General features: G+C 38.3%; 32 protein-coding genes. 4 read left to right on the forward strand and 28 right to left on the reverse strand.

Annotated features, from left to right (window positions below):
* Window positions 1-4 precede the first annotated feature (4 nt).
* The 8 genes from AC0VYV_RS13065 to AC0VYV_RS13100 form a co-directional block, all read right to left on the reverse strand.
* Window positions 5-202, reverse strand: a complete 198-nt coding sequence (locus AC0VYV_RS13065) for a DUF2768 domain-containing protein (protein WP_194221935.1) — start codon at window positions 200-202, stop codon at window positions 5-7.
* 319 nt (window positions 203-521) lie between these two features.
* Window positions 522-773, reverse strand: coding sequence for a stage VI sporulation protein F (locus AC0VYV_RS13070; RefSeq protein WP_194221936.1), 252 nt, complete (start codon window positions 771-773; stop codon window positions 522-524).
* Between the two features lie 69 nt (window positions 774-842).
* Window positions 843-1,898, reverse strand: coding sequence for an NAD(P)H-dependent glycerol-3-phosphate dehydrogenase (locus AC0VYV_RS13075; RefSeq protein ID WP_475365381.1), 1,056 nt, complete (start codon window positions 1,896-1,898; stop codon window positions 843-845).
* 12 nt (window positions 1,899-1,910) lie between these two features.
* A complete protein-coding gene (gene plsY / locus AC0VYV_RS13080) occupies window positions 1,911-2,510 on the reverse strand; it encodes a glycerol-3-phosphate 1-O-acyltransferase PlsY (protein ID WP_283154049.1) in 600 nt (199 codons plus the stop codon).
* Between the two features lie 51 nt (window positions 2,511-2,561).
* Window positions 2,562-3,875 (reverse strand): ribosome biogenesis GTPase Der, encoded by a 1,314-nt coding sequence (gene der / locus AC0VYV_RS13085; RefSeq protein ID WP_430246194.1) that lies wholly within the window; start codon window positions 3,873-3,875, stop codon window positions 2,562-2,564.
* A gap of 197 nt (window positions 3,876-4,072) precedes the next feature.
* A complete protein-coding gene (locus AC0VYV_RS13090; RefSeq protein WP_226613787.1) occupies window positions 4,073-4,258 on the reverse strand; it encodes a capping complex subunit for YIEGIA in 186 nt (61 codons plus the stop codon).
* Window positions 4,255-5,145 (reverse strand): YIEGIA family protein, encoded by an 891-nt coding sequence (locus tag AC0VYV_RS13095; RefSeq protein WP_475365382.1) that lies wholly within the window; start codon window positions 5,143-5,145, stop codon window positions 4,255-4,257. Before AC0VYV_RS13095 ends, AC0VYV_RS13090 begins: the two co-directional genes overlap by 4 nt.
* The gene (locus tag AC0VYV_RS13100; RefSeq protein WP_475373903.1) at window positions 5,142-5,741 is read right to left on the reverse strand and encodes a YphA family membrane protein; all 600 of its coding nucleotides are present in this window, start codon (window positions 5,739-5,741) and stop codon (window positions 5,142-5,144) included. The genes AC0VYV_RS13095 and AC0VYV_RS13100 overlap by 4 nt, the downstream gene beginning before the upstream one ends.
* Window positions 5,742-5,871: 130 nt before the next feature.
* Between AC0VYV_RS13100 and AC0VYV_RS13105 the strand changes: the two genes are divergently transcribed.
* Entirely contained in the window at window positions 5,872-6,009 is a 138-nt protein-coding gene (locus tag AC0VYV_RS13105; protein WP_430246187.1) for a YpzI family protein, read from the forward strand.
* A gap of 69 nt (window positions 6,010-6,078) precedes the next feature.
* On the opposite strand, the gene rpsA is transcribed toward AC0VYV_RS13105, so the two are convergent.
* From rpsA to prsW, 7 genes are all read right to left on the reverse strand, one after another.
* A complete protein-coding gene (gene rpsA, locus AC0VYV_RS13110) occupies window positions 6,079-7,224 on the reverse strand; it encodes a 30S ribosomal protein S1 (RefSeq protein ID WP_226613796.1) in 1,146 nt (381 codons plus the stop codon).
* Window positions 7,225-7,406: 182 nt separating this feature from the next.
* Window positions 7,407-7,991 carry a lysophospholipid acyltransferase family protein gene (locus tag AC0VYV_RS13115; RefSeq protein WP_430246185.1) on the reverse strand — a complete coding sequence of 195 codons (585 nt, stop codon included), beginning with the start codon at window positions 7,989-7,991 and terminating at the stop codon, window positions 7,407-7,409.
* Window positions 7,992-7,995: 4 nt separating this feature from the next.
* Window positions 7,996-8,667 carry a (d)CMP kinase gene (gene cmk, locus AC0VYV_RS13120; RefSeq protein ID WP_194221946.1) on the reverse strand — a complete coding sequence of 224 codons (672 nt, stop codon included), beginning with the start codon at window positions 8,665-8,667 and terminating at the stop codon, window positions 7,996-7,998.
* A gap of 151 nt (window positions 8,668-8,818) precedes the next feature.
* Window positions 8,819-8,986 carry a DUF5359 family protein gene (locus AC0VYV_RS13125; protein ID WP_194221947.1) on the reverse strand — a complete coding sequence of 56 codons (168 nt, stop codon included), beginning with the start codon at window positions 8,984-8,986 and terminating at the stop codon, window positions 8,819-8,821.
* Window positions 8,987-8,999: 13 nt separating this feature from the next.
* Window positions 9,000-10,349, reverse strand: a complete 1,350-nt coding sequence (ypeB, locus tag AC0VYV_RS13130; protein WP_475365383.1) for a germination protein YpeB — start codon at window positions 10,347-10,349, stop codon at window positions 9,000-9,002.
* 14 nt (window positions 10,350-10,363) lie between these two features.
* Complete coding sequence (gene sleB, locus AC0VYV_RS13135; RefSeq protein WP_475367491.1) at window positions 10,364-11,095, reverse strand: spore cortex-lytic enzyme; 732 nt, start codon at window positions 11,093-11,095, stop codon at window positions 10,364-10,366.
* 173 nt (window positions 11,096-11,268) lie between these two features.
* Window positions 11,269-11,955, reverse strand: a complete 687-nt coding sequence (gene prsW / locus AC0VYV_RS13140; protein ID WP_475365384.1) for a glutamic-type intramembrane protease PrsW — start codon at window positions 11,953-11,955, stop codon at window positions 11,269-11,271.
* Window positions 11,956-12,080: 125 nt separating this feature from the next.
* Between prsW and AC0VYV_RS13145 the strand changes: the two genes are divergently transcribed.
* Window positions 12,081-13,052: an asparaginase gene (locus AC0VYV_RS13145; RefSeq protein ID WP_226613812.1), complete on the forward strand. Its 972-nt coding sequence runs from the start codon at window positions 12,081-12,083 to the stop codon at window positions 13,050-13,052.
* Between the two features lie 45 nt (window positions 13,053-13,097).
* On the opposite strand, the gene AC0VYV_RS13150 is transcribed toward AC0VYV_RS13145, so the two are convergent.
* From AC0VYV_RS13150 to AC0VYV_RS13160, 3 genes are all read right to left on the reverse strand, one after another.
* Window positions 13,098-14,093 carry a YpdA family putative bacillithiol disulfide reductase gene (locus AC0VYV_RS13150; RefSeq protein WP_475373904.1) on the reverse strand — a complete coding sequence of 332 codons (996 nt, stop codon included), beginning with the start codon at window positions 14,091-14,093 and terminating at the stop codon, window positions 13,098-13,100.
* Between the two features lie 119 nt (window positions 14,094-14,212).
* Window positions 14,213-15,493 (reverse strand): Glu/Leu/Phe/Val family dehydrogenase, encoded by a 1,281-nt coding sequence (locus AC0VYV_RS13155; RefSeq protein WP_194221953.1) that lies wholly within the window; start codon window positions 15,491-15,493, stop codon window positions 14,213-14,215.
* A gap of 285 nt (window positions 15,494-15,778) precedes the next feature.
* Window positions 15,779-16,693: a D-alanine--D-alanine ligase family protein gene (locus AC0VYV_RS13160; protein ID WP_475373905.1), complete on the reverse strand. Its 915-nt coding sequence runs from the start codon at window positions 16,691-16,693 to the stop codon at window positions 15,779-15,781.
* A 204-nt stretch (window positions 16,694-16,897) separates the two neighbouring features.
* Here AC0VYV_RS13160 and AC0VYV_RS13165 point away from each other — a divergent pair, with 204 nt between their 5' ends.
* A complete protein-coding gene (locus AC0VYV_RS13165; RefSeq protein WP_475373906.1) occupies window positions 16,898-17,611 on the forward strand; it encodes a PIG-L deacetylase family protein in 714 nt (237 codons plus the stop codon).
* A 103-nt stretch (window positions 17,612-17,714) separates the two neighbouring features.
* On the opposite strand, the gene AC0VYV_RS13170 is transcribed toward AC0VYV_RS13165, so the two are convergent.
* The 5 genes from AC0VYV_RS13170 to AC0VYV_RS13190 all read right to left on the reverse strand — a co-directional run bounded on the left by AC0VYV_RS13170 (window position 17,715) and on the right by AC0VYV_RS13190 (window position 21,309).
* Window positions 17,715-18,305 carry a genetic competence negative regulator gene (locus AC0VYV_RS13170; protein WP_194221956.1) on the reverse strand — a complete coding sequence of 197 codons (591 nt, stop codon included), beginning with the start codon at window positions 18,303-18,305 and terminating at the stop codon, window positions 17,715-17,717.
* A 139-nt stretch (window positions 18,306-18,444) separates the two neighbouring features.
* On the reverse strand, window positions 18,445-19,368 hold the full coding sequence (locus AC0VYV_RS13175) for a MerR family transcriptional regulator (RefSeq protein ID WP_194222323.1): 924 nt from the start codon (window positions 19,366-19,368) through the stop codon (window positions 18,445-18,447).
* Window positions 19,369-19,461: 93 nt separating this feature from the next.
* The gene (locus AC0VYV_RS13180; RefSeq protein WP_430246174.1) at window positions 19,462-20,220 is read right to left on the reverse strand and encodes a metallophosphoesterase; all 759 of its coding nucleotides are present in this window, start codon (window positions 20,218-20,220) and stop codon (window positions 19,462-19,464) included.
* Window positions 20,217-20,615, reverse strand: a complete 399-nt coding sequence (locus tag AC0VYV_RS13185) for a hypothetical protein (protein ID WP_430246172.1) — start codon at window positions 20,613-20,615, stop codon at window positions 20,217-20,219. The genes AC0VYV_RS13180 and AC0VYV_RS13185 overlap by 4 nt, the downstream gene beginning before the upstream one ends.
* Window positions 20,616-20,673: 58 nt before the next feature.
* Window positions 20,674-21,309: a CBS domain-containing protein gene (locus tag AC0VYV_RS13190; protein WP_430246170.1), complete on the reverse strand. Its 636-nt coding sequence runs from the start codon at window positions 21,307-21,309 to the stop codon at window positions 20,674-20,676.
* Between the two features lie 210 nt (window positions 21,310-21,519).
* Between AC0VYV_RS13190 and AC0VYV_RS13195 the strand changes: the two genes are divergently transcribed.
* Window positions 21,520-21,735, forward strand: a complete 216-nt coding sequence (locus AC0VYV_RS13195; RefSeq protein ID WP_226613832.1) for a hypothetical protein — start codon at window positions 21,520-21,522, stop codon at window positions 21,733-21,735.
* Between the two features lie 3 nt (window positions 21,736-21,738).
* Here AC0VYV_RS13195 and AC0VYV_RS13200 read toward each other — a convergent pair whose 3' ends face one another.
* From AC0VYV_RS13200 to AC0VYV_RS13220, 5 genes are all read right to left on the reverse strand, one after another.
* Complete coding sequence (locus AC0VYV_RS13200) at window positions 21,739-22,188, reverse strand: DUF2663 family protein (protein WP_194221961.1); 450 nt, start codon at window positions 22,186-22,188, stop codon at window positions 21,739-21,741.
* A gap of 83 nt (window positions 22,189-22,271) precedes the next feature.
* Window positions 22,272-22,457, reverse strand: a complete 186-nt coding sequence (locus AC0VYV_RS13205; RefSeq protein ID WP_475365388.1) for a hypothetical protein — start codon at window positions 22,455-22,457, stop codon at window positions 22,272-22,274.
* A 27-nt stretch (window positions 22,458-22,484) separates the two neighbouring features.
* Window positions 22,485-23,063 (reverse strand): lysostaphin resistance A-like protein, encoded by a 579-nt coding sequence (locus AC0VYV_RS13210; protein ID WP_475365389.1) that lies wholly within the window; start codon window positions 23,061-23,063, stop codon window positions 22,485-22,487.
* Window positions 23,044-24,582, reverse strand: coding sequence for a RecQ family ATP-dependent DNA helicase (locus AC0VYV_RS13215; protein ID WP_475365390.1), 1,539 nt, complete (start codon window positions 24,580-24,582; stop codon window positions 23,044-23,046). The genes AC0VYV_RS13210 and AC0VYV_RS13215 overlap by 20 nt, the downstream gene beginning before the upstream one ends.
* Window positions 24,582-25,631, reverse strand: coding sequence for a YpbB family protein (locus AC0VYV_RS13220; RefSeq protein ID WP_475365391.1), 1,050 nt, complete (start codon window positions 25,629-25,631; stop codon window positions 24,582-24,584). Before AC0VYV_RS13220 ends, AC0VYV_RS13215 begins: the two co-directional genes overlap by 1 nt.
* Window positions 25,632-25,784: the final 153 nt, after the last annotated feature.

The raw sequence follows: 25,784 nt of genomic DNA on the forward strand, positions 1-25,784 counted from the left end.
TCATTTAGTTAGTAGGTCCAGTAAACACGACGAGAAGCATGAGCACCCCCGCAACGAACATACACATATATGCAAAGGTTGACACAAGCACTCGGAAAATACCTTTAAGCTTCGTGCGACTTAACATGATCGCCATAACCGCTATAAACATTAGTCCTAGTGCCGAAAGTGCTACCCACATCTTAATTAACGCTGGTGACATTTTAATCCCCCTAATATGACAAATCTAGTTTGCACTGCCCACAATTATATCAAATCTTTACTGCATTTACCTCTAAAGGTTTCAACAATTTAATGGTTCTACTTAATTAAAGCTCTTCAAAACATTCCAGCGTACTTCATTTAAAAGGTAACGCTTCCATAAATGACAAATAAAAAGCTGAAGAAAGGGGCTTTTCTTCAGCTTTGACTATTCTAATTTCTTAAAGAAGTATGCTTCTGCACATTGATGGTTCATTATTAGTATATGGTCTTACATCGAAGGCGGTATCGTTGATTAGCCTAAGTTTCTACTAATTTCTTTATTTTTGACTGAAAATTTTTGCAATAGCAGACAAATCGAACGGCATATTCTTATTTACGATTGCCTTTACGATTCGATCTTCTTTTTCTTTTGTGACATTTACGTTAGCAACGCGTGCAACATTCGCAATTAATTTACGCACTGTTTTCTCATCAGTAAAATCTGCTCCCTGAACGGAATTAGCTAACTTAAAAATGTCTTCCTTTTTCACATTGGTTTTCTTTTCTATGTTATCGAACAGATCGCTCACGCAGTTTCCTCCTTACCATTAACGTTCAACATAGTGTATGCAAGGAGGAATACTTCGTGCTTCGCCTATTTAGAGTTCTTTTGGATTCAATTCAAAACGGTCCGCAAGCAATGACGTTAGATCTTCTGTTTCATGAGTTCGAAGCCTACCCATCAGTTGATCTACACCATCTTTCGCATCTTTGTTATTAAATAGCACTTCAAATAACACAGATGTTATAGGCATTTCTACGTTCTGTTTTTGTGCAAGATAATAAGCAGCCTTCGTAGTCCGAACACCTTCTACTACCATCCCCATATTTTCGAGAACCTCATCTAGATTATTTCCTTTTCCGAGAAGATTTCCGGCTCTCCAGTTACGACTATGTACACTTGTACACGTAACTACAAGGTCACCTATACCTGTCAATCCCATAAAGGTAAGTGGATTTGCACCCATAGCTGCACCAAGGCGAGCAATTTCAGCTAAGCCTCTTGTGATGAGGGCAGCTTTCGCATTATCACCATAGCCGAGGCCATCAGATAAACCTGCCCCTAGAGCAATGATATTCTTTAATGCACCACCAAGCTCAACACCAATGATGTCATGATTGGTATATACTCTAAAATTCGAGTTAATGAAAAGATCCTGAACATACTCAGCTTGAGTCATTGATTTAGAAGAGGCCGTTACTGTCGTCGGGTGACGAAGACTCACTTCTTCTGCATGACTCGGCCCAGATAAAACGACAACCGATTTTCTTAAATCCTCTGGGATTTCTTCTTCAATCACCTCTGAAATACGCTTGGATGTTTCTGGTTCAATTCCCTTACTAGCATGAATGAGCGTAACCGGTGTTGATAGGTATGTCTTAAGTTCAGGAAGAACCTCTCTAAGCGCTTTAGTTGGTGTAACCAGTAAGATAGCTTCAGCCTCTTTCACGCTCTCTTCAAGGGAACTGGTAGCCCTAATCCCCTCAGGTAATTCTATACCAGGAAGGTACTTCTCATTCGTATGCTTCTCATTCACTTCATTTGCAAGATCTGTTCTTCTTGCCCATAATGTCACATCATGTTGATTATCTGCTAGTACAATTGCAAGGGCTGTCCCCCAGCTCCCTGCACCTACAACTGATATTTTCGCCATTGAACTTCCTCCTTACTGCTCGACCTTTTGACCGAGCTTGCTTTCAGTACCAGAGAACAGTCGCTTTACATTTGTTCGATGTCTCCAGACAGAAAGAATCGCTAGAATCGTCCCTAACAAAATATATGAAGCTGGATTCCCTCCAAGTAAGAAAATAAACGCTGGAGTTAATACTACAAAAATCAATGAACCAAGAGAAACAAATCTCGTTACTACAATAGCAATAATAGCGATGATACCAGCATAAAGTGCTGGAAAAAACGCAATTGTTGCGAATACTCCTATCGTAGTAGCAACGCCTTTCCCTCCGCGAAATCCAAAAAAGATTGGCCAGTTATGACCTAAGATAGCACAAATTCCCGCAAGGAAAGGAACGATTGGTTCACTAGTGAACCAATACCCTAACCAGACGGCAAGTATGCCTTTTATTACATCAAGTGCAAGAACAGCAATCGCTGGGCCAGTCCCTAGCACTCGAAGTGTATTGGTCGCTCCTGCATTGCCACTTCCGTGATCTCTAATATCTATTTTCTTCACGACTTTTGCAATTAAATAACTAAAACTAATTGATCCTAGCAAGTAAGCAGCAATGCAAATCAGGATCGCGATCATCTCATTTCCCCCTTTGTATTAGCAAGGTTCCCCCGAATGAAACAAGCTTAATTATTCGCTTTTTCTACGTGCAAGAATTCGTAAAGGAGTCCCCTGGAAACCAAATGTTTCACGAATACGATTCTCTAAAAAGCGTTTGTAAGAGAAATGAAGCAGTTCCGGATCATTAACAAATAATACGATGGTAGGCGGCTTAACAGCCACTTGCGTCGCATAGTTAATTTTCAAGCGCTTCCCATTGTCTGTTGGTGTTGGATTCATTGCAACGGAATCCATAATTAATTCATTCAAAACATTCGTTTTCACACGAAGGGCATGGTTATCAGCTACAGTGTTAACAACTGGTAACAATGTATGAAGACGTTGCTTTGTTTTGGCAGATAAGAACACAATCGGTGCATAGCTAAGGAATAAGAAATGATCACGAATTTTTTGTTCAAATTCTCTCATCGTCTTATCGTTTTTCTCAACTGCGTCCCATTTGTTTACGACAATAACAATGGCTTTACCAGCTTCATGAGCATACCCCGCCACTTTTTTGTCTTGCTCGATAATGCCTTCTTCTCCATCAATCACAACTAAAACGACGTCAGATCGTTCAATCCCACGCATTGCACGAAGAACGCTGTACTTCTCAGTCGTTTCATAAATTTTTCCACGCTTTCTCATGCCAGCAGTATCAATAATGACATAATCCTGTTCATCACGAGTAAACATGGAGTCAATAGCATCGCGAGTTGTACCAGCAATATCACTTACAATCACTCGCTCTTCTCCTAAAATCGTATTAACAAGCGATGATTTTCCAACATTCGGACGACCAATTAATGAGAATTTAATCGTTCCTTCGTCATATTCTTCTTCTGCTACTTCAGGGAATGATTTAAAGACTTCATCTAAAAGATCACCTAATCCAAGACCATGTGAACCTGAAATACCAAATGGAGTTCCAAATCCTAAAGCATAGAAATCATAAATCAACGTTTGCTGTTCAGGATTATCTACTTTATTTACAGCTAATACAACAGGTTTATTGGAACGATAAAGAATTTTTGCAACCTCTTCATCCGCATTCGAGATGCCATCTCTTCCGTTAACCATGAAAATAATAACGTCCGCTTCGTCTATTGCAATTTCTGCCTGATAACGAATTTGAGAAAGAAATGGTTCGTCACCTATTTCAATACCACCTGTATCTATGATATTAAATTCACGATTCAGCCATTCACCTTTGCTATAAATACGATCTCTTGTTACTCCTGGAGTATCTTCTACAATCGATACTCTTTCTCCTACTATACGATTAAAAATGGTCGATTTCCCAACATTCGGTCGACCTACTATTGCGACAACTGGTTTTGTCATTTTATGCACGCCCTTTCTAAAAGACTATCTAAGCTTGAAACCAGAAAGTCGTGGACAAACTTTCCAGGAGTTCATTGTAAAAAACCCTCCTCTATAAGAAGGGCATAGTCTTCGATAGCTTTTATATCTTATCAAAAAAGCAACCAATGAACAACAGACGATCAAATGAAACTTGGTAACTTCTCTTCGAAAACTTGCTAATGCTTCACAATAATATAAACACCATTGCTCAATTTATGAGCAATTCCATCTAGTATAGCTTCAAGATCAGCGGCTACGCCGTCCATTTCATCTTGAGATTCACATACAAACACATTCGCTCCTACGGGGGCCTGAGCTAATGATAGTGTAACAGTTGCAAGTATCGCTTTCTCAATAGTCATGATGAGTCACTTCCTTTTTTCTTTGTTTCCGTAGGCATCCTTATCGCATTTTCAAGAGTTGGTACTTGTGAAATGACTTTCATGGCAAGATCCACGCTTTTATTTTGAGGTAGAATAAAAACTCCAATTCGACCATCGTCCAAATCTCGTTTAATTAATGGTACTAATGCAGGCGTTCCTGAATCCCGGTATACTCCAAGAGATATAGCAAGGTCATGAAGGATGGCTTGTCTTTGTCCGAGGTTACCAATCGTCATTCGCGCATCAAAATTCTTTGGAGAAATCGTAAATCCAAGTCCATGTTCTAAAATTTCTTTTTGTCTCGCTGGTATGCCAATATTCATAATATAGATGTTATCAACGTATAGCCCTGCACCTTCAAATTTAACTTCTTTTTGTTCAATATTCGCAATTTTTCCGAGTTTACTTCCAGTCATGTATTTTTTGGCTACTAAAAAAGCAAGAAATGCAGCAACTAAGCCAGCCCAAACATTTATTGCAAGATAAGCAAATGACGTGACAAATGAAATGAAAATGACTAAATAATTTCTCCCTTCAAAGGTTACAGCTATTCCTTCTATATAGGACGCTCCACGAGGGACAAGCTCTAGTGAATCCATTTCAGTTAATGTTTTTCTTTCCATATTGCGTACTTCCCGAAATTGCGATGCAGCTAGGGTTAGGAATGTCACCGCTGTAAATTCTTGCTCCATAATTGATGGAACGACGAGCGCCCCGAGTGAAGCTGCAATAAAACCAAGCGCGAGATGTATAATCATACCATGTGGATAAGTAGGGTATTGCCTATAATCTGTTCTAAACATATAAATTCTCGCAAGCGTACCAGCTATCACGCCAAATACAATTGGTATTGTATACTCATTCATGAATATCCCCGTCTTTCTTGATGTTTTTTGACAGTTTTCTCTAGAAGAACTGTTAATTTCACAAAGGAGGACCAGATCCATGTTGCCATAATCGAAATGGCCATTACATCGAAGGAAGCTAACTCGCCAGCAGTTCGCTCAAAACCCATTCCTCGAAAAATCATTGTTAAGATAACCTCACCATGAACGATACTAAGAATTAATAACGAACATCTCTCTGCAAAACCATTCAGTGTTAGATGAATAATAATAAAAAGAATTGCGGCAACCGACCACTTCGTATACAAGTAAGTAAAAACAGGATCATATATGGCAAATAACTGAATCGAAGTATAAGCTGCTGTTAACATAATGAGTAATATCATGGCGTATACCGTTCTTACACCGTTCCTTATCCAGAGGAGATATCCACAAACATAGGCAAGCAATAGTAAAACAGCTACAGAAAAACCCATTAGGATGACGGTTTTATTCACGACACATATTGCCACTAACATTAAGAACGCTGACCCAGTCCTTTCTAAAGATGGCTTTTGAAAAAAGACTGTGATGACAACTCCCATCCATACAAACCAAATAAAAATCGCCCCATCCACTCCGTTACCTCCTCTCATTATGATCAGTATGGGACGTTTTCATGAGAGATAGACTTAAAAAATGTAAATGAATAACTTTCGAAGCTTTTTTTCATGATAAGAAAAGGTTCAGTTGAAGGGAGGCTAAATGATGGGAAAAGATCGACAGGAAAGAAAACTTAAGAAATCGAAACGAGTTGAGTCTGATCGTGATCAGTCGCTTTCGCATAATGGAGCAGCAATGCTTGAAGGACCAGACCAAGCTCGAAAACGAAATGGACAGGATTAATACGTTTCCTTCTATCTAAAAAATCAAAAAAAATCCTCTCTGCATGAATGCAGAGAGGATTTTTTTTACTTATTTGTACTTTTTAAGCTGATCACCGATCATATCTCCAAGAGAGAATGGCGAGTTGCCGTCACTTTCTTTTTGATATTCTTCAACTTCATTTGATACTTGTTCAGTTTCGAGGACTTTAATGCTTAATGAGATTCTCTTTTCATCAAGATTAACATCCAAAATCTTCACTCGAACTGTTTCTCCCTCTGAAAGAACTTCTTGAGGAGTTCCTATATGCTTGTTCGAGATTTCTGAAATATGAACAAGGCCTTCTACACCCGGAGCAACTTCTACGAATGCACCGAAGCTAACTAAACGCTTCACTGTGCCTTCGATTTCATCTCCAGTACTAAGTTTTCCTTTTACTTCTTCCCACGGTCCCGGGAGTGTTTCTTTAATGGATAGTGAAATACGTTCGTTGTCACGATCAACAGAAAGAATTTTAACATTCACTTGTTGACCTTCTGTTACAACTTCAGATGGGGTTTCAACACGATGATGAGCCATCTGTGAAATATGAACGAGGCCATCCACTCCACCGATATCTACAAAAGCACCGAAATCGGTTAAACGTTGAACTGTCCCTTCGACAACTTGTCCTGCTTGAAGAGATGCTAGCGTTTCTTGTTTCTTATGATCCGCCTCTTGCTCAAGAACAGCACGATGTGACAGGATCACTTTTGCTTTCTCTGGATCAAATTCCACAATCTTAACGCTCAGGTTTTTGCCTTTGTAATCTGAGAAATCTTCAACATAATGTCTTTCTACAAGAGAAGCCGGGATAAATCCGCGAACACCAAGGTCAACCACAAGGCCGCCCTTAACTACGTCTGCAATTTCAACATCAAATGCAACGGAGTTTTCATACTTCTCCTGTAGAGCATCCCAAGCTTGATCAGCTTCGACTGCTTTCTTAGAAAGCACTAGCTCATCTTCAGAAACTTTGATTACTTTAACTTCTATTTCATCACCTTCTGAGAGCACGTCGCTAACCTTTTCGACGTGAAGGCTTGACAGTTCGCTGATTGGCAGCACTCCATCAACTTTAAAACCTACATCTACTGATGCATGTTTTTCTTCAACCTTGGAGATCTTACCTGTCACCACTTCTCCGATTTCGAATGATTTGAACTCAGTCATTTCCTGATTCATCTCTTCACCCATTGACAAACTCCTCCTTCAATCCAAAAGAAATAAAACTTTTCGATATGATTTATAAAAGTCTTCCACTTATAGCGAAAGAAATTTATTGAAAAGTTAAGCACCCTTTCCTCTAACTTTCACTAAAAATGACGGATTTGTCAAGTATCCTGACACATTTATTTAAATTTTTTAACAATATCGAATTATTTATGATGAATTTCAATAAGATCTTGAATTTCTTTCATGATAGCTTGAGTGGCTTTTTTAGCTGCTCCCTGTTCTTCACGAAGCGGCGATAAGTCAACTGGTTTTCCGTACACGATTTTCAAGCGGCCAAACGGTTTATAAGATCCTTTAATTGCGCACGGTACGACCATCACTTCTGGACGTAATGCAAAAAAACCTGCTCCAGAAAGCCCCTCGCCTAATTCGCCATCTTTGCTTCTCGTACCTTCCGGAAACAAGCCGACAACACCGCCATCTTTCAAAAATTTCATTCCACTTCTTAGAGCTTGTTTATCACTCATTCCTCGTTTTACCGGAAAAGCCCCAACCTTATGAATCAATTTACCTAGTACCGGAATGGTAAACAATTCTGATTTAGCCATAAAATGAACATCTCTAGGAAACATGGCACCTACTAGCGGCGGATCAAGGTTATTAATATGATTTGAGCAAAGAAGAATCCCTTTGTCTTTGGGTATATTCTCACGACCAACAACTGTTACACGATTGAATACCTTGAAATAAAAATGAAATAAGCCTTTTCCTACTCCGTATAAGCTCACTTGATCATGCCCTTTCTTTTGCTAATTGTAAAATTTGGTCCACTACTTCAGAAATTGTCATCTTCGTAGTATCAATTTCTATGGCATCGTCCGCTTTTACAAGAGGGGCTACTTCTCGCTCAGTGTCACGCTTATCTCTTAAAGCAATCTCATCCTTGATACGGTCATAATCCGCTTCAGTCCCGTTTCCAATAAGTTCATTATATCGTCGCGTGGCTCTTTCTTCTACAGAAGCACTTAAGAATACTTTAAGCTCTGACTCAGGAAGAACGTGTGTACCGATATCACGTCCATCCATTACAACGCCTCCACGATCAGCTAACATCTTTTGTCTCTTTACCATTTCTAATCTTACTTCACTTTGTCTTGCTACAAAGGAAACATTGTTCGTGACAGCATAAGAACGTATATCTGTTGTTACGTCCATGTTATCAACCAAGACAAGCTGTTCACTTTCACCAACTTGTAGGTCGATCACTGTATCATCTAGAAGGGCTTTAAGAAGAGGACCATTCTCTAAATCAATGTCCTTCTCAATAGCTTTATACGTTAATGCACGATACATTGCGCCTGTATCAATATAAAGGAAAGATAGGTTATCTGCTACTTTTCTTGCAACTGTACTCTTACCGGCCCCTGCTGGACCGTCAATTGCTATATTTATTCGCTTGTTCATATTATTATTGCCTCCAAATTCCATTCATCCATCCGAATTAGATCATATAAATGACAATTTAACGTACAAAAAAAGCAGGAGAACCTGCTTTCCTCAGTACGACCAAAATGTCATATTTATCATAACACAAGACATTTTATCGGTCTATTCACTATTGGCGTCTAATCAGGGGAGGCATATCCTTTAGCACACCTTCATAATAAATCGCTTTGCTTAGATAGATACGAAACTCTTCTTGAGTTAGAAGAACTTGAGAAATAATAAGAAAAACAAATTGAATGACGATGAGTTTTATTAATAATTGTTCCATTCTCGCCATACATTCGCTCCTCTCATAGGGTATCGTAATTCATTTCGGTACCGTCCATTTTTTCAACTCTTTCTTCTCTTTCGTTAGATGCGTTAATAAAAATGCGATACGTTTCATTATCAATCGTACCCATAAACTCATAGCATAATACTTCTTCTCCAAGATCGTTTTGAATGACACCTAATCCTTCTTCCATTATTTGAACATTTGGATTCACTTGTTCTAACGCTTGATCCCTGGAAATAGTTGGGGAGTCCAAAGTTCTTTCATGGTGATTTGTTAAATACTCTAAGGATTCATAGCCGGAAATATCACCATTATCAAGCGCAACTTTAATATGAACAGCATCTGGATAAATTAAAACGTCTTCCTGATTGTATACAAAAGTAAATACACCTACTCGATCATATTGACTACTTTCTGAAATGCTCATATTTGTTATATCATGCTCTTTTAGAAATGCTCTTGCTCGATCAGCGGCTTCATTTAGACTAAGCTTCTGATCTCCTATTTTTCTATCCATCAAAATCCAGATTGGTTTTGCCCCTTTTTTTGTAACATCTAGATTGATACTAGATTTCGAATCTGGCTCTTCAATTGATAAACTATAGGCTTTGTATTTTGACTTCTCCCCAGTAGTCGTTATATCAATGCTTGCTTTAGGATCAAGATCCAGAAAGTCAATTACATGTTCCTTTGCTTCTTTTTCAGTCAGTTTTTTCCCGACTATATTTTTGTCCAGGTTTTCTTTCTTTTCATTTAATTGAGTAATCTCAGGTCCCCAGTTTACTTCACTATACCCTTCCACTTGTTTATCAACTGTTTTAAATCCATCAATAATCGTGTTATCTTCAGCCTGTGTTTCTGAAGCTAGAGCAAGCTCCACATCCATCCAACGTAAGTTATGATCAATGACCATCGCCTGCACTTTTCTCAGTTCATTTTTAATATCTGTAGAATGACTATGCAATTCCTTCAATGTTTTATATTCTTCATCTGACAGAGGGTTTTCATCAAGATCACGTACAGCTACACGATAACTAAATGAACCTATGTTTGTTAAAAATTCTTCCGTTTTATTAAAAGGCATTAGCGTTAGCGGGAGTTGTCCAACATCATTTTGAGCTTCAGACGTTAAACGCCATACCTCTGCAAGGGCAGGTGATAGACTGCCACGGGAGTTCATCGCCAATGTCGACCCTATCTTCTCCTCTAGTGCATCCATATGAAAGTTTAAGTCATGGAAAGCACGCTGATACGTGTTTTCCGCATTAATTAACACGGCATTTTTTTCTTGATGTTCCTTGTACCCCCAGTAGCTAGTTCCAGCAACGCCTACTGCGAGCGCACCAATTAAAATCGAACGAATCATTTTAACCACCTCCACTATTCACAGAATATATGCTTACCAATTTGTTTGATTTGCGGCCTTGTCCAAATCCATCCAGAAGTTGCCGTGTTTGGATTGAAATAATACAATGCTTCCCCAGTTGGGTCCCATCCGTTTATTGCATCAATCACAGCTTCTTTCGCTCTTTCATTTGGAGTAAGCCATATTTGTCCATCTGAGACGGCCGTAAAAGCTCTCGGTTCAAAAATCACTCCTGAAACTGTGTTTGGAAATGAAGCACTTTGAACACGGTTTAGTATGACCGCGGCTACCGCAACCTGACCTTCGTAAGGTTCCCCCCTTGACTCACCATAGACTGCGTTTGCAAGCAGCTTAATGTCGTTCTGGGAATAACCGGACGGCACGTTTTTCGCCTGAGTAGTTGAGTCTTTTGGCTTATTCGTTTGATTATTTTGATTTGATTGTGAAACATTAGGACTTTTGCCACTATTCACCTGCTGTTGAATGGAAGGATCATACTTCGTAGACTTGTTTAACTTTGCTTTCATTTCAGGACCAACTAGTCCATCAACATCCATTCCAAATTCATACTGAAAGTTTCTAACCGCCCAATAAGTCCCCCATCCAAATACGCCGTCAATTGAGCCTGTATAGAACCCTATATGCTTTAAGCGTGCTTGAAGTTCAATGACATCATTGCCTGTTGCACCCTTCTGGATGATTTGGTTAGAAAATGCATCTGCTCGATTCTCCATATCAAATACCATGACAAGCGGTGCACAGACCAGACCAATTATTAGAGGGATTTTTAGAATAAGAACTGTCTTTCTCATGATGTGGACCTCCCTGATCATTCTGTTTTCATAGGTGTAGTTTTTGTATCAGAAGGTATTTTATACAAAACAAAAAAGATGCCTTTTCGGCATCTTTCAAACGGTTATCATATTGGCATGTTTTCTTTCGTTTCCATTAATTCTGCTTGATTAAGGTTTGCAGCCTTGATTTTCCTTACACCTATAAACCATAGAACAAGCACAAATGGAATCATTAAATAGATGGTATTGCTGTTCACCTGAAGAACTAAATAATTATATGTTCCGTGAAACAAAAATGGAACGAAAAGAGATAGAGAAATCCACTTTCCAATCTTATTTTGCAATGAGAATTTTCCCCTTCCAAGATAAGAACCCATAATTAAGCCAAATAAAGCGTGGCTTGAAACAGGAAGAAGCGCTCTCCACCATGCTTCTTGAATGCCATATGCAAAAAGATAAAAGACATTTTCAACAGATGCAAATCCTAGTGAGATAGCAACACCATAAACAATCCCATCATAAAACTCATGAAACTCTATATGGATGTATACAGTAAAATAGAAAATAAACCATTTTAGAAATTCTTCAAGCAGTCCAGACATCAAGTACGCTTGACTGAATGGTGATTGCAAGAAGTTTTCGACCTCAAAACCATGCTGAATCACCATTACTGGAAATACTAGCATAGCACCAAACACAAAACTTCGTACAACCGGGCCTATTGGCTCAGATTCATACTGATGTTGTTTCAAATAAAAAAAACAAAGAAGCGCAATGCCTGGTGCTATTCCAGCAGTTATTGCTGCTAACATAGGCTTTCCCCATTTCTATCCTGAACCTCATTTTTAAGCAGGATCAGTCATACCTATACTTTTATAATCGTATCATGTTACTTTATGTAAGGAAACAATTATTAGGAAAACAATGAGGTGACGCAATGAGCAAGCTATTGATCATTCATACTGGAGGAACTATCGCTATGGAGGAAAATAAGAACTCTGGTGCTGTTAGCCCAGGTAAAGAAAATCCTCTAAATGCAACACTGAGCGAATTACTAATTGGAAATGACGTTATTATTGATGATTACATTAACATTCCCTCCCCCCATATGACACCTGAGGTCATGTTTACAATTGCGGAAAGGATTGAAACGAGAATCAAACAAGAACACATCAGCGGAGTGGTCATAACGCATGGAACCGACACACTAGAAGAGACGGCTTACCTTCTAGATCTTGTTCTGCAAACAGATCTGCCTGTCGTCGTAACAGGTGCGATGCGCTCAAGCAATGAGCTTGGCTCTGATGGACCTTATAATCTTCTCTCATCCATAAAAGTAGCTTCTTGCCATGAAGCAAAAGGAAAAGGCGTGCTTGTTGTGTTGAACGATGAAATACATACGGCAAAAAATGTGACAAAAACGCATACGAGTAATGTTTCAACTTTTCAAAGTCCTCAATATGGCCCTATCGGGATCGTAACAAAACAACGTGTCTTCTTTCACCATACTTTAACGATGAGAGACCGCTATCATATTTCTGGACTAACGAAAAATGTCATGCTTCTAAAGGCTTATGCAGGGATGGATTCACAGCTACTATTTGCTGCTGGAGAAATTGGCATTAATGGCATCGTAATAGAAGCGCTTGGACAGGGGAATTTACCACCGGATATGATGGAGGGAATCAAACATCTAAGAGAAAAAGGAATCGCCATCGTCATGGTTTCTAGGTGTTTTAATGGCATTGTACAAGATGTTTATGGTTATAAAGGCGGTGGCAAGCATTTAAAAGAACATGGAGTAATTTTCTCTAACGGATTAAATGGACAAAAAGCGCGTTTGAAATTACTCGTTGCACTCGAAGCAACAGAAGACCCCAAGGAATTACACAATTTCTTTTTACGATGATGAAACAGAGACCTTCCCTGATTGTTAAAAGCACAAAAACCTACCTTAATTGGTAGGTTTTTGTGCTTTCCCTATAATTGACTGAGCTATTAATGCACCGTGTAGCCTGCCATTCTCAATAAAGATCTCATTGGCGTTATTTCCAGCGGCAATCACGCCAGCAATATAACAATTCTCTACATTTGTCTCCATCGTATCTTGATCAAAAGCAGGTCGCCCGCTTTGTTGATCGATTTCTATACCGATTTTTGTCAAAAATGAATGATCAGGATGATAACCGGTCATTGCGAATACAAAATCATTCGGTATGCTCTTCTGTTCACCCTTCACTTCATATACGACTTCTTTTTCTTTCACTTCCACTAATGAAGCATTAAACTCCATTGTCACTTTCTTATTTCTAACGAGAGCTTCAAATTCCGGTAAAATCCATGGTTTTACACTTTTTGAATATTCCGCTCCTCTATAAAGAATCGTAACCCTTGCCCCAGCTTTTTCAAGCTCTAATGCTGCGTCAACTGCTGAGTTTTTACCGCCTATCACGACAATATCCTGGTCAAAATAAGGGTGCGGCTCTTTAAAGTAGTGCAAAACCTTATCGAGGTCTTCTCCTTTAACACCCATAAAGTTAGGACTATCATAATATCCTGTTGCAATGATTAAATGCTGTGCGCGGTATGTTATTTTTTTGGATTCGTGCACTTTCTCCGTTTCAATAATAAATGCACCATTCTCCTTTGTTATCAAATTTGCTTTTTCAAAGGAATGAATACGAAGATCTTTTCTTTTAGCAACGTCCCGATAATAAGCAAGGGCCTGATTTCGTTTTGGCTTCCGTTCTTCAATTATGAAAGGTATTTCACCAATTTCAAGCTTTTCACTTGAACTAAAAAATGTTTGATGCGTTGGATAATGAAAAATAGCATTCACGATATTTCCTTTTTCGATAATTAGAGGATCGTATCCCTCATTCATTAATTCAATTGCCGCAGACATTCCACAAGGACCTGCGCCAATGACAACCACTTGTTCTTCTCTCATCTCACTCACTCCCGAACCTATCCATAAGAAATGGAACATTTCTTTTTATTATTCTACTCTTTGCAATAGAAAAATTCCCTACCTGAATGATAGGGAATTTTCATCGGATTGGCAACTATTTATATCCATCCTCTAAATCTAGAGGCTTCAGCCATTTTACGCACGCCGACCATATATGCTGATAGTCTCATATCAACACGACGCGTTTCAGAAGTTCGGTAAATTGAATTAAAAGCGTTTACCATTACTTTTTCAAGCTTCGCTTCTACCTCTTCTTCTGTCCAGTAGTAACCCTGGTTGTTTTGTACCCACTCAAAATAAGATACCGTTACACCACCAGAACTTGCAAGAACATCTGGTACGAGTAAAATACCACGATCCGTTAAAATTTTTGTAGCTTCAATCGTTGTAGGACCGTTCGCTGCTTCCACAACAATACTTGCTTTAATTTGATGTGCGTTGTCTTCCGTAATTTGATTCTCAATAGCAGCTGGAACAAGAATATCACAGTCAAGTTCAAGAAGCTCCTTGTTGCTAATTGTTTCTTTAAAGAGCTTTGTAACTGTTCCAAAACTATCACGTCGGTCTAATAAGTAGTCAATGTCAAGACCTTCAGGATCATGAAGAGCTCCATATGCATCTGATATTCCTACAATCTTAGCACCCGCATCGTGCATGAATTTCGCTAGAAAACTACCCGCATTTCCAAAACCTTGAATAACGACACGTGCACCTTCTATTTTGATATCCTTTTTCTTAGCAGCTTCGCGAATACAAATGGTAACGCCTTTCGCGGTGGCGGATTCACGACCATGAGAACCACCTAATACGAGAGGTTTACCAGTAATAAATCCAGGAGAATCAAATTCTCTAATTCGACTATACTCATCCATCATCCAGGCCATAATTTGAGAGTTCGTAAATACATCTGGTGCAGGTATATCTTTTGTTGGACCTACAATTTGACTAATTGCTCTTACATACCCTCGACTCAATCGTTCTAGTTCTCTAAAAGACATCTCACGCGGATCACAAATAATTCCACCTTTACCTCCTCCATAAGGAAGATCTACAATCCCTGCTTTAAGGCTCATCCAAACAGATAGCGCTTTAACTTCTGTTTCTGTCACATCTGGATGGAAGCGAACCCCACCTTTAGTGGGTCCAACAGAATCATTGTGCTGCGCACGATACCCAGTGAATATTTTTATAGAACCATCATCCATTCGAATTGGAATCCGAACTGTCATTAATCTCATTGGTTCCTTTAATAGTTCATAAACTTCGCTCGGATAGCCTAATTTGTCCAGCGCTTCGTGAATGACTGATTGCGTCGACTCTAATACGTTCCGTTTCTTCTTATTTCCTTGTCCATTATCTGTTTCGTTTTTGTCGACCATTGCTTTACCTCCCATTACTGTGCACTTACTTTGCTGTTTTTGTACTTTTTAGGCTAAATGAAGCATAGCCTATTCGATTTTAATTGTTAAAGTTCATATGTTGTTTATAGAATGTTCCATTGCTCTGCTTTCAAAACATAGTATACACGTTTAGGTAAGCTATGAGAAGGCATTCATGCTACATTTATGCAAATTGTTCCATAGTAATGAAAACGCTTACCAAGTAAGGGCGTAGTCATGTCAATTAAAAAGAAGACCTCACAATTTGTGAGGTCTCTCCTTTTACTATTTTTTTAATCCTAATTGAATAAGGTTTTCAATCATCTGTTCATAGGAATATCCAATCTCTTTAGCCGCGTCAGGAAACAAGCTTGTCGGTGTCATACCTGGCAATGTATTTACTTCGAGAAAAACAGGATTCGATCCATCATTCGGCACAATATAGTCTACTCGAGAATACGTCTCACAACCAAGCAGTTCATGTGCCACTATCGACTGCTCTTGGATAAGTGTCGTATAATCAGACGATATACGTGCAGGGACAATATGCTCGCTTCCACCTTCAGAATACTTCGATTCATAATCATAGTATTCATTTTTCGGAACAATCTCTACGACTGGAAGTGGCTTAACATCACCTTTAGCTCCCATTACGGCAACAGTCACTTCTGTGCCAGAAATAAATTCCTCAAGGATTACAGTATCATCAAATCGAAATGCCTCTTCAATCCCCTGCTGAAGCTCTGCTTCGTTCTTAGCAATTGTTAAGCCTATCGTTGAGCCCTCACTGTTTGGTTTTACAACAACTGGATATCCAAAAGGTAATTCCAAAGAACGGTGGTCATGCGATTTATGAAGAACGAAATCTTGAGCAAGGCGAATGCCTGAACCTCTTAGTACTTTCTTACTTTTTGCTTTGTCCATCGCAACGGCAGATCCAAGTACTCCGGATCCTACATAAGGAATTTGTAGCATATCGAGTAAACCTTGAATTCTACCATCTTCCCCATACTTACCATGAAGACCAATAAAAACAATGTCTACATCAAGTTCCATTACTTCAGCTAAGCGATCTGGATGGAAGTCAATTCCAACTACTTCATGACCGTTATTTTTTAGAGCTCTCATAATTCCTTTTCCGCTAGATAAAGAAACTTCTCTTTCTGCAGAGGTTCCTCCATAAAGTACTCCAACTTTCATTCTTTATACCTCCTGGGCTACATTTATGTATGTCATTATATTCGATAGTTAATCGAGTGGAACTAATCAAAACTTCTCTCATCATACCATGTTTTTCGAACACTATGTTATCCCTAATGACCATCGATAAATAATATTATTGGAAAAAAGTCTTTTACTTTTTGTATACTGGCAGTAATCTTATTTATGAAAGGAAATGCCCTTATGTCTCAAACATTTATGTTTGTCTTCGCTCACCCTGATGATGAGAGCTTTACTTGCGGAGGAACATTATTAGAGTTAGCGAACAAAAAAGATATTAAAACCGTTTTATATAGTGCAACACCTGGTGACGCTGGTAGATGCGGCGAACCAGCTATTTGTCGCCCCGAAGAACTCGCATCCGTTCGACGGAAAGAACTTGAAAAAGCTTCTAAGCTACTTGGCATCGATGAATTATATATCGGTGAATATCAGGACGGGAAGTTAAATTCTTTGCCTCCAAATGTGCTTAAAAATGATGTAATCAACCGAATCAAAGAAGTTAAACCTGACGTTGTCATCACCTTTCCACCCCATGGATTATCAGGGCATCCTGACCACAAAGCAATTCAAGCTGCAACGCTCCAGGCAGTACAAGAAACAAACATTGTGAAGGAATTATACTACACTACCTTCCCACAGTCATTAGCTGATGAAACAGGCCATCCTGCTTTTTCTGACCCTGATGATTCGATTACATTGATGAAATCATTCTCAAGTGACCATATAAATCCCGTAAGAGAAGCTCTTCTTGCGCATCGAACGCAACACCTCTCCGTTGAAAGAGCTTTTCCAACCATATATAATCAAGAAGGTTTCATGAAATACAACAATAAAGAATATTTCATTAAAGCGTGGGAAAACGCCGAATCTTCATCTAAATCCCTGCTCACCTAAAAAAACCTCCTTTGGGAGGTTTTTTCGTGTTCAAGAAAGCAATAACTGAATCATTTCGAATGTTAAGAATCAAATTGGAATGATACAGATAGCCTCCAGAACCTTATTTGAAATAATGATTTAACTGCTCGATTGCAGTTGTCTTCATAATCTGTTTGCCGTATTCCATCACCCGGTAGCTTGTAATTGTGGAAGGATTCCCAAATTCAGCCAGTAAAGCGACTAGAGAATCTAATTCATACTCTGCAAATTCCTCTTCATCAAACTTAAGATAAAAATGGTTTTGATAGGAATAAAGTGTTCCTCCTTGTATACCCACATTGATCAATCTTTTCGAAAGACCAATCACATCTTCAAAAGAACGAAACTCATAGAAAACTTCATCGCTTTCATCAAGGGTCACTTGCATTTCAATATACTCATCGTTGTAGTCCTCTTCAAATTCACTCTCACCGGAACCTTTTGTGACAATGACTACCATTCCCTGAGCAGGAAGTGAAAATACTTCTACAGCGATAGGACCATCGACTTTAAATCCAAGTTCATCATCAGCTTCCATGATCATCTCACGAAAAAGCCTATGAACTTTCGGTACGTCCTGCCAGAGCTCTTCTTTCGTAATTCCACGCTCATTTAAATCGTCATAAGTTAGAAATATTTTTATTTTATCATATGCTAAACGTTCAAGACGCATCTAATTCCCCCCTACCGTCTGTCACCCGCAAATCCTTTATTCATACTATATGTGATAATACAAAGATGGTTCTTGGTTGACGATATTCTTCTAGTTTACACTGTCAAAGGAAGCTTAGACAAGTCATGTCCACTTTCAACTAAGTAGTAAGCTTTTGAATTTTATCTTTGATCCAGGCATCCCATTCTTCTTTATTATTTCCAACTAAAAACGGTTCGTAAGCCTGTCTCTTTTCATCACGTAAATGTCCAATAGCTGAACCACCAACTCCAATGGTTAATTCAGAGAAACGTTGGTTCAATCGATCAATCATACCTAGACACCTTGGTAAATTAGTCATCAACGTGCATGATAGAAACAGAATTTTGGGGTCAGTATCTTCTACGACGATCTCAATATCCTCTTCTGGTATGCTCGATCCGAGGTAAATGACTTCGAACCCTTTCCGTCTAAGATACAGAGTGAAAATTAATAATCCAAGCTCATGGTATTCACCAGTTGAGCAAACAGCCATTACTTTTGGGAGGTACCCATCGACAGGAAGCGTATGGAAAATCATACCGATTCTAGAACGAAGGAAAGCGGTAGTAAAATGCTCATGCGCTATTGTTATTTTGTCATTTTCCCATAGGTCTCCAACCCTCACAAGTAGTTTAGCCAATATATCATGAACAACTTTATCTATACTGAAGACAGAGAAAGCCTGGTTCAACAAATCTTGCGCTTTATTCTCATCAAAAGCTAAAAGGGCTTCAAGGATTTCATCAGCTAAGATTTGAGCCCTATCCTGAACCATATCAGTGCCCATACTATCTGTATCTGATGAATCATTTCCATTCTCAAGCAATTCAACGGCCTGACTAATTGTAAAGCCTTGCGTTGTTTTTTGGACCAGCCATTTTAATATTGACATATGCTCTTCCGAATAAAGACGATGACCAGCTTCATTTCTTATTGGAGAAATAATATTATAACGCCTTTCCCATGCCCTCAAGGTCCCGGGTTGAATACCTAATTTTTTCGAGACCGCTTTAATATTATACTTACCTGCAGACATAGTCATCTTCCCCTCTAATACAGCCATTATCACACCTAGTATAAAGGGTGAATGATGTTTGTGTAAACTTTGTATAAGCGTCGCTTTGTTTTTTTGTATTTATTTCCTTTTTAATATAAAAATATGTGACTCAGCTGGCGCCATCAATCTTAACGGTAAAGTTGTAGTGCCATATCCATTGCTGATTACTACGGTTGTCCCATTAATATTCTTAATTCCACCTTTTTCTCTTATCCCCCATCCAAACAGTCGAATCTGACCTCCATGAGTATGTCCGGATAAAATCAATTGAATCCCACTCTCTTCTGGCCAACCTTGTTTAATGTCCGGGTTATGACTAACCAGGATCTTAAGGTCTTCTGACGCTCCATTAAGCGCTTCCTGAAGTGAAGCGTTTTCTGTTGAAAGGTCATCAATTCCTAATAAACTTATTCCATCATTATTTTTCATTACCGTTTCTGCCTGGTTTTTTAAGATGTGGATTCCGTGATCAACTAGAATTTTTTGTAGCTTTGCAGGATTTTCTTCATAATCGTTATTCCCCCAAACGAAATAACAAGGGGCGAGAGCGCTAAGATTCCTCATGTTTTTAGCAACCTTATCAAAAGATACCCCTTTTTCCATTACGTCTCCACCTATTATTACAATATCAACCTGATCTCTCACCTTTTCTAAAATTTTCTCAGAAACCAATCGATTGTGTAAATCTGAAATGAAAAAAATCCGAAATGATTCAAAGCTTTTTGGTAGTTGTTTAATGTAAAGTTCCTTCGTGTGGACTCGATTTAGATGAGCTTCAACCCACATATAAATTAATAACAGTACACCTGCCAAAAAGATCCCAATGATATAGTTCATGTTTCATTGCTCCTCTGAAAGCGTTTCACTTCTCTTGCAGCCCTTATATTAGCAGACAAACCACCATATATAAATGCCATCACGAGGGAAGCTAGAGATAACCACTTATTATTTTGAAACAATACCCAGTATACGCCAATTAACAAACTAGCTTCAATGCAGAACGTTATAAGGTGAGCTTTGTTTTTGATTCCGAATGCAAGAAAGCTCTCTACATGCTCCCTGATTACTCTTGCCACGACTAAAAATCCAAATAAAAAACAAATCGCCCCAAAACCATAGCGCGCACTGTTTAACATTAAATCAGTGAAGGTCATACTTTTTAAATTCAAGTTACTTTCAGCTAAATACAGTAAACAAAATATTGTCATAACCCTTATCAAGAGAAGCGGCATAGTAAAACCCCCCACTCTAACGTATGTAAGAGTAGGAGGCTTTATGGGTACTAATCTCTCATACTTCTTTAATATCGAGTACTTTAAATCCATTCTGTTCAAGTTTTGCAATAAATTGATCGATATTTTCTTTTTTCTCGATCTTCATTACAATCCTTCGTACATTTTGGTTTGACTCGTCAAAAGTAGAGAGGGAAATAATATTTTCATGAAAACTCTTTGCTATTTTAGCTAGTCTTGCAATTCTTCCCTCTGTTTCAGAAGATGCAAAGGCAATTCGAATTCCAGGCTTTCTCATACCAAAAGCACTTTGGAATTGATCAAGTATATCTGATCTAGTAATGATTCCAATGAAATCTTCCTTTTGATCAACCACGGCTACAAGTGGTGCATTTTTTGCTAAAAGGAGCGTATTCTCAAACACTTCCTCTTGATCAACCGTAACATTTTTTTGGAAAGCAATATCCCCTGCATTGGTTTCCTTAAGAAACATTTCTTTATCTGTTGCATCACTTTTGAAAAACGCTTTGTAAATGCGATTAAAAGTAACGATACCAACATATTTCGTTCCCTGGATAACGGGGACACCATCAATTTCACGTTCCTTCAATAATTTCAGGGTTTCATCCAACTTTGTGTCATGATTCACATAAACAGTTTCTCTAATTGGTTTCATTGCACTACGTACATACACTGCTATCACCTCTTTGTAAGATCATTACTCTTAATTAATACCACATTTCAAAGATAATATCCTTCTAATTGAGAAATTCATGTGATATTGAGGCGATTTCTTCCGTAAATTGGGCTTTTTAATTGCTTGAAGATTCAGTCTTTTTGAGGTAAGATTAAAGCATAACCAGACCAATTGGGACGGAAACAATAAAACGGAGATGATGGATCTATGATAAACAAACTTAAAACCAAATCATTGTTACGTAATGAAGATTTGGATTTCAACCGTCGTTTAGGTATGCCCGTAGAAGTTTTCTGCCCAAAACTTAAAGATACTGTTGCCTTCGGTAAAATTGAAATGTTTGCAGAAGATGCGCTTTCTATTAACGGAAATCATTTCCAAATTGAACAATATTTATTTTTCGGTTGTCCTGAACAAAGATAAAGTTCACTTGTAATAAAGGTTAATTCCATGTTGATCTTTCAAATACTTAAAAACAGCATGACGATTTTGCCACTGTAATTGTCCTTCAAACAGTTCATCACTTCGGTCTAATATCTCCAATCTTAAAGATTCAAATTCTTCCTCGGCCTTTTTGCATTTTTTTGCAATCTTTCTTAATTGAAAATATGCTACTATACTCAAACTAACCATCAACATAAAAAATGGCATCAATGACGGGGAGAACCCATTTACAAATAAAGATGAGTTCTTTTCTAGCTCGTACCAGAATAGGCCGCCTATACCTAAAAGTAAACATGAAAGAACATACCCATAAAATTGAGATTTTCCATTAAACTGTATTTCAGCATTTTTTCTTTCCACTAACTCTTCTAACAAGACGTTTGTCATTTTAGATTGTGGCTGTGGAAGATTCCATTGTTTGAACGCATCCACTCTAGTCCCCCCTTTTATAGAAACTAGTTTATGCAACATATACGCCAGATAATACAGGGGGGGCATTGAATAAGGAAAACATATTAAGAAAAATAAGAATATAAAAGAAATATGGCAACCATGCTTATAAATAGCAGCGCGAGCACTCGGATTAGCGCAAGAGATGGAAGTTCATTCTCTTCACTACCTTTGCTTCGTGACTGCTTTTTTTGTTTTTCCTTTTTCCGATGGAATTCCTTCCTAGAGGGTAGCGGACGATCGTTTTTCATAAGACTCACCTTTCATGATGTAGTTACTCACAGACGTGTTTTCCTTTTTATCAAACAACCCATAATAAAATCAATAAAAAAATGAGCTGACATCGTGACAAGAACATTACCTGTCACCTCATATAAAATACCTAGCAAAAAACTGATTCCTACAACAGATGTGAATAATACTGGCTTAGCAAGATACCTAACATGTATCATTGCAAATAATACACTTGAAAGTATTAGTCCGAAGTGTGTTTGAATGACTCCTCGAAACATCAGTTCCTCACTAAAAGATATAAGAAATGACAAAAAGAAAATATGATGCACAGAAAGCTTGGAAAATATCCGTTCGTTAATCCCTCCATCATCTAATTTCTCATCCGGAAGAGATTTCATCAAAAGAAGATCAGCTAGAACAACGAGTAAGCCTGCACCACCTCCTAGGTAGACTATGTCACTCCAATTAAATTCTACAATTTTAGGAAGAAACCATACCTCCCCAAATAGAAAAGCTCCCAGTACAAAGGCTAGAATAAGCATGATCGCCTGTGTTAAGTAAACATTTAATACCAGCTCACGATCAGTTAATTGTTTTACTATTTCAGCCTGTCGGTTTCTCACTGGTATCCTCCCCGCACACTGTCAGCATCCGTTTCAGTTCAGCATCCCAGTCAAATTCTTCTTGTGGTGAGGAATCACTGTGATCATGACTAGCCGCATAATCTTCAAGGTTTAAACCACAATAATCACAACATGGGTTAATAATATGATTCGTTTCACCGAACCTAGCTAATAAACCTTTTCTTCGACAATGCTCTTCTTCTAACCAGCTTTTGAATCCAAACCACTTAACAAGTTTTTCTTTACGCCGGATTTCTGTTTCATCTATTATTTTCATTAAAGTAGAATCGACCTCAAAAGAGCGAATAACTTTATCCTCTATCACTCCTTCAACTTCTAGACGGTGGAACAAATAACGCCACGCCGTTTCATTCAACCCAAACTTCGCGCCTTCATTTTCTATTTGGCTACTTGAATATGTTTCACCTGACCGGCTAGATAAGTCTCTCATAACTTCTTTAATTTGCACCTCTTTAGGCAGTTCTCCATCAATAAATGAAAGGGGTAGAAATTCATCTTCTTCTGTATACAAGTGAATAGCTATCGCTTGATTTTGATCCCTTCCCGCTCGACCAATTTCTTGCAAATAGCTTTCGATTGTAGCTGGGGGATGAAAATGAATCACAAATCGAATGTTGCTCTTGTTAATGCCCATTCCAAAAGCATTTGTCGAGCAAACAATGGATAGCTCATCATTTAGAAACTGCTGCTGTATTAATAACCGATCTTCCTGCTCCATTCCTGCGTGATAAGATGCTACGGTTTTCACGTCATCATTTAATTCTTTTGCAATTCTATCTGCCCAGTTCCTGCTTGAGAAATAGATGATTCCAGGCCCTTCTAACTCATTAGCATACCGCTTTAACGCTTGGATTTTCGTTTCAAGTGAAGGCAATTTATCTAGCTTAATAGCAATGTTAGGTCGATCGACGCTGTGTATATGAATAGCGGGTATCTTCATGTGCAATTGATCCATAACATCATTCCGCACTTCATCTGTAGCTGTAGCTGTTAACGCAAGAACCGGAGGTTTACCAAGCTTGTCTCTAATCACACCAAGTTTTAAATAGTCTGTTCGAAAATCATGGCCCCATTGAGAAATACAATGTGCTTCATCCACGACCATTAACCCTAAATCCAATTGAGTTAAAGCATCTTGCACAAACTTATTTTGAAGAATTTCTGGTGATACGTAAATAAAGGTGTAACGCGATAAGTTTTTTAGAATCGAGATTCGTTTCTCAAAGGGAAGAAAACCATTTAACGCAACGACTCGCTTTTCTCCTTGTGCTTTTAATTGCTGTACTTGATCTTCCATTAACGATATGAGAGGCGAAACAATAAGAATATGTGCCAGGCCTGCATATGCTGGAAGTTGATAACATAGCGATTTACCTGCACCTGTAGGAAGCATTGCAAAAACGTCTTTTCCTTCTAGCACATCCAAAATGATTTCCTGCTGTCCTTGACGAAATTCGCGGTATCCAAAATGCTTGTATAACAAGTCTGTTAAAGCCATTAAATCCCTTCCTTACAAAGTGTTAATCGGATTTCAAAGTATGAATAATTATCATCTAAATACTGTTTGATTGTTTTTAAACGCTGACTGTTTAATTTCTCGCTCGCTAATCGTATTTCCCTCTGTGCATCTTGAGATACAAAAGGATCAATTGAGAAGCCAGGTACATTTATTGCAATTTCTACGAGGTGATCCTCGATCGTGCTTCTCTTTAATCGACGCCTTTGAGCTATTTGTTCTAGTGACACTCCCGATTGAAGAATGGTATACGTCTGCCTCGTTGAAGACGTCAACGGCCACTCGCCCTCATACCCTTTCGCCACTGTTCCCAATATAGGGAATTTAAGAGGATTATTTTGAATATACGTAAGAAAAGCATGAATTACATTCTGAAATTGTACTGTAGCTTCTTCCACACTAATCTTGTTCGATGTACTCATTTGAGCAAAAGTAAGTCCTGTCCTTCCTTTACCACTTAGCCGATTGACAAATAATGCCGCATTATGTGATGGGAGGTGGAGTAAAATAGCTGAGATTTCTTTGTACAAATCATTTGCTAAAATGGCTCGCTGTTCTTTCACGCTTGGAAAGTGAAGCCTGACCCAGTTTTGAATATTCTCTTCTTTGCTTATAGGATAAAAATTCATGTTTCCATGGATTGAATAAGATAGCGTTTGAACGTATAAACTAAGCCGCTGCCAGAATAAATCACTAATAGAATGATACTTCCATCCTTCTAAGTATGTGGGAATAGGATTATCCACCAGGAAAGCGCCCAATTTTTCTTTGCCTTTTAATGTGACCTTAAACCCATCATGTTGGTTAGGCTCAATCAATTTAACTTTTTGAAGCTTAGCGGAATGATCTACGAGTTGAGATCGTTTGATTTGATTCAAAACACCAAAAAAATTTGAAACGTTAAATAGTTTTGCATCCTGAATCGTTTGTGAAGATTTTTTCCCAGTAAGGAGATGGAAAACGGCTGATAGTGAACGCTCTCCTCTAAAACGGTCAAAAATATATAATAGCACACCATCTAAATATTGCATGTATCAATCACCCAATTCCTTCTTCTTTATATTGTATCAAATTTTTTCATCTGTTTACTTATTTTAAAACCGGGTAACATTCAATTAGGCGGTAATAAAAGGATTAAACTATTGAAAAGTCAAGGCGCGACCTTTACAATAAGGTTATTAAAT

It is taken from the genome of Anaerobacillus sp. QJM3NY_17 (assembly GCF_056173665.1).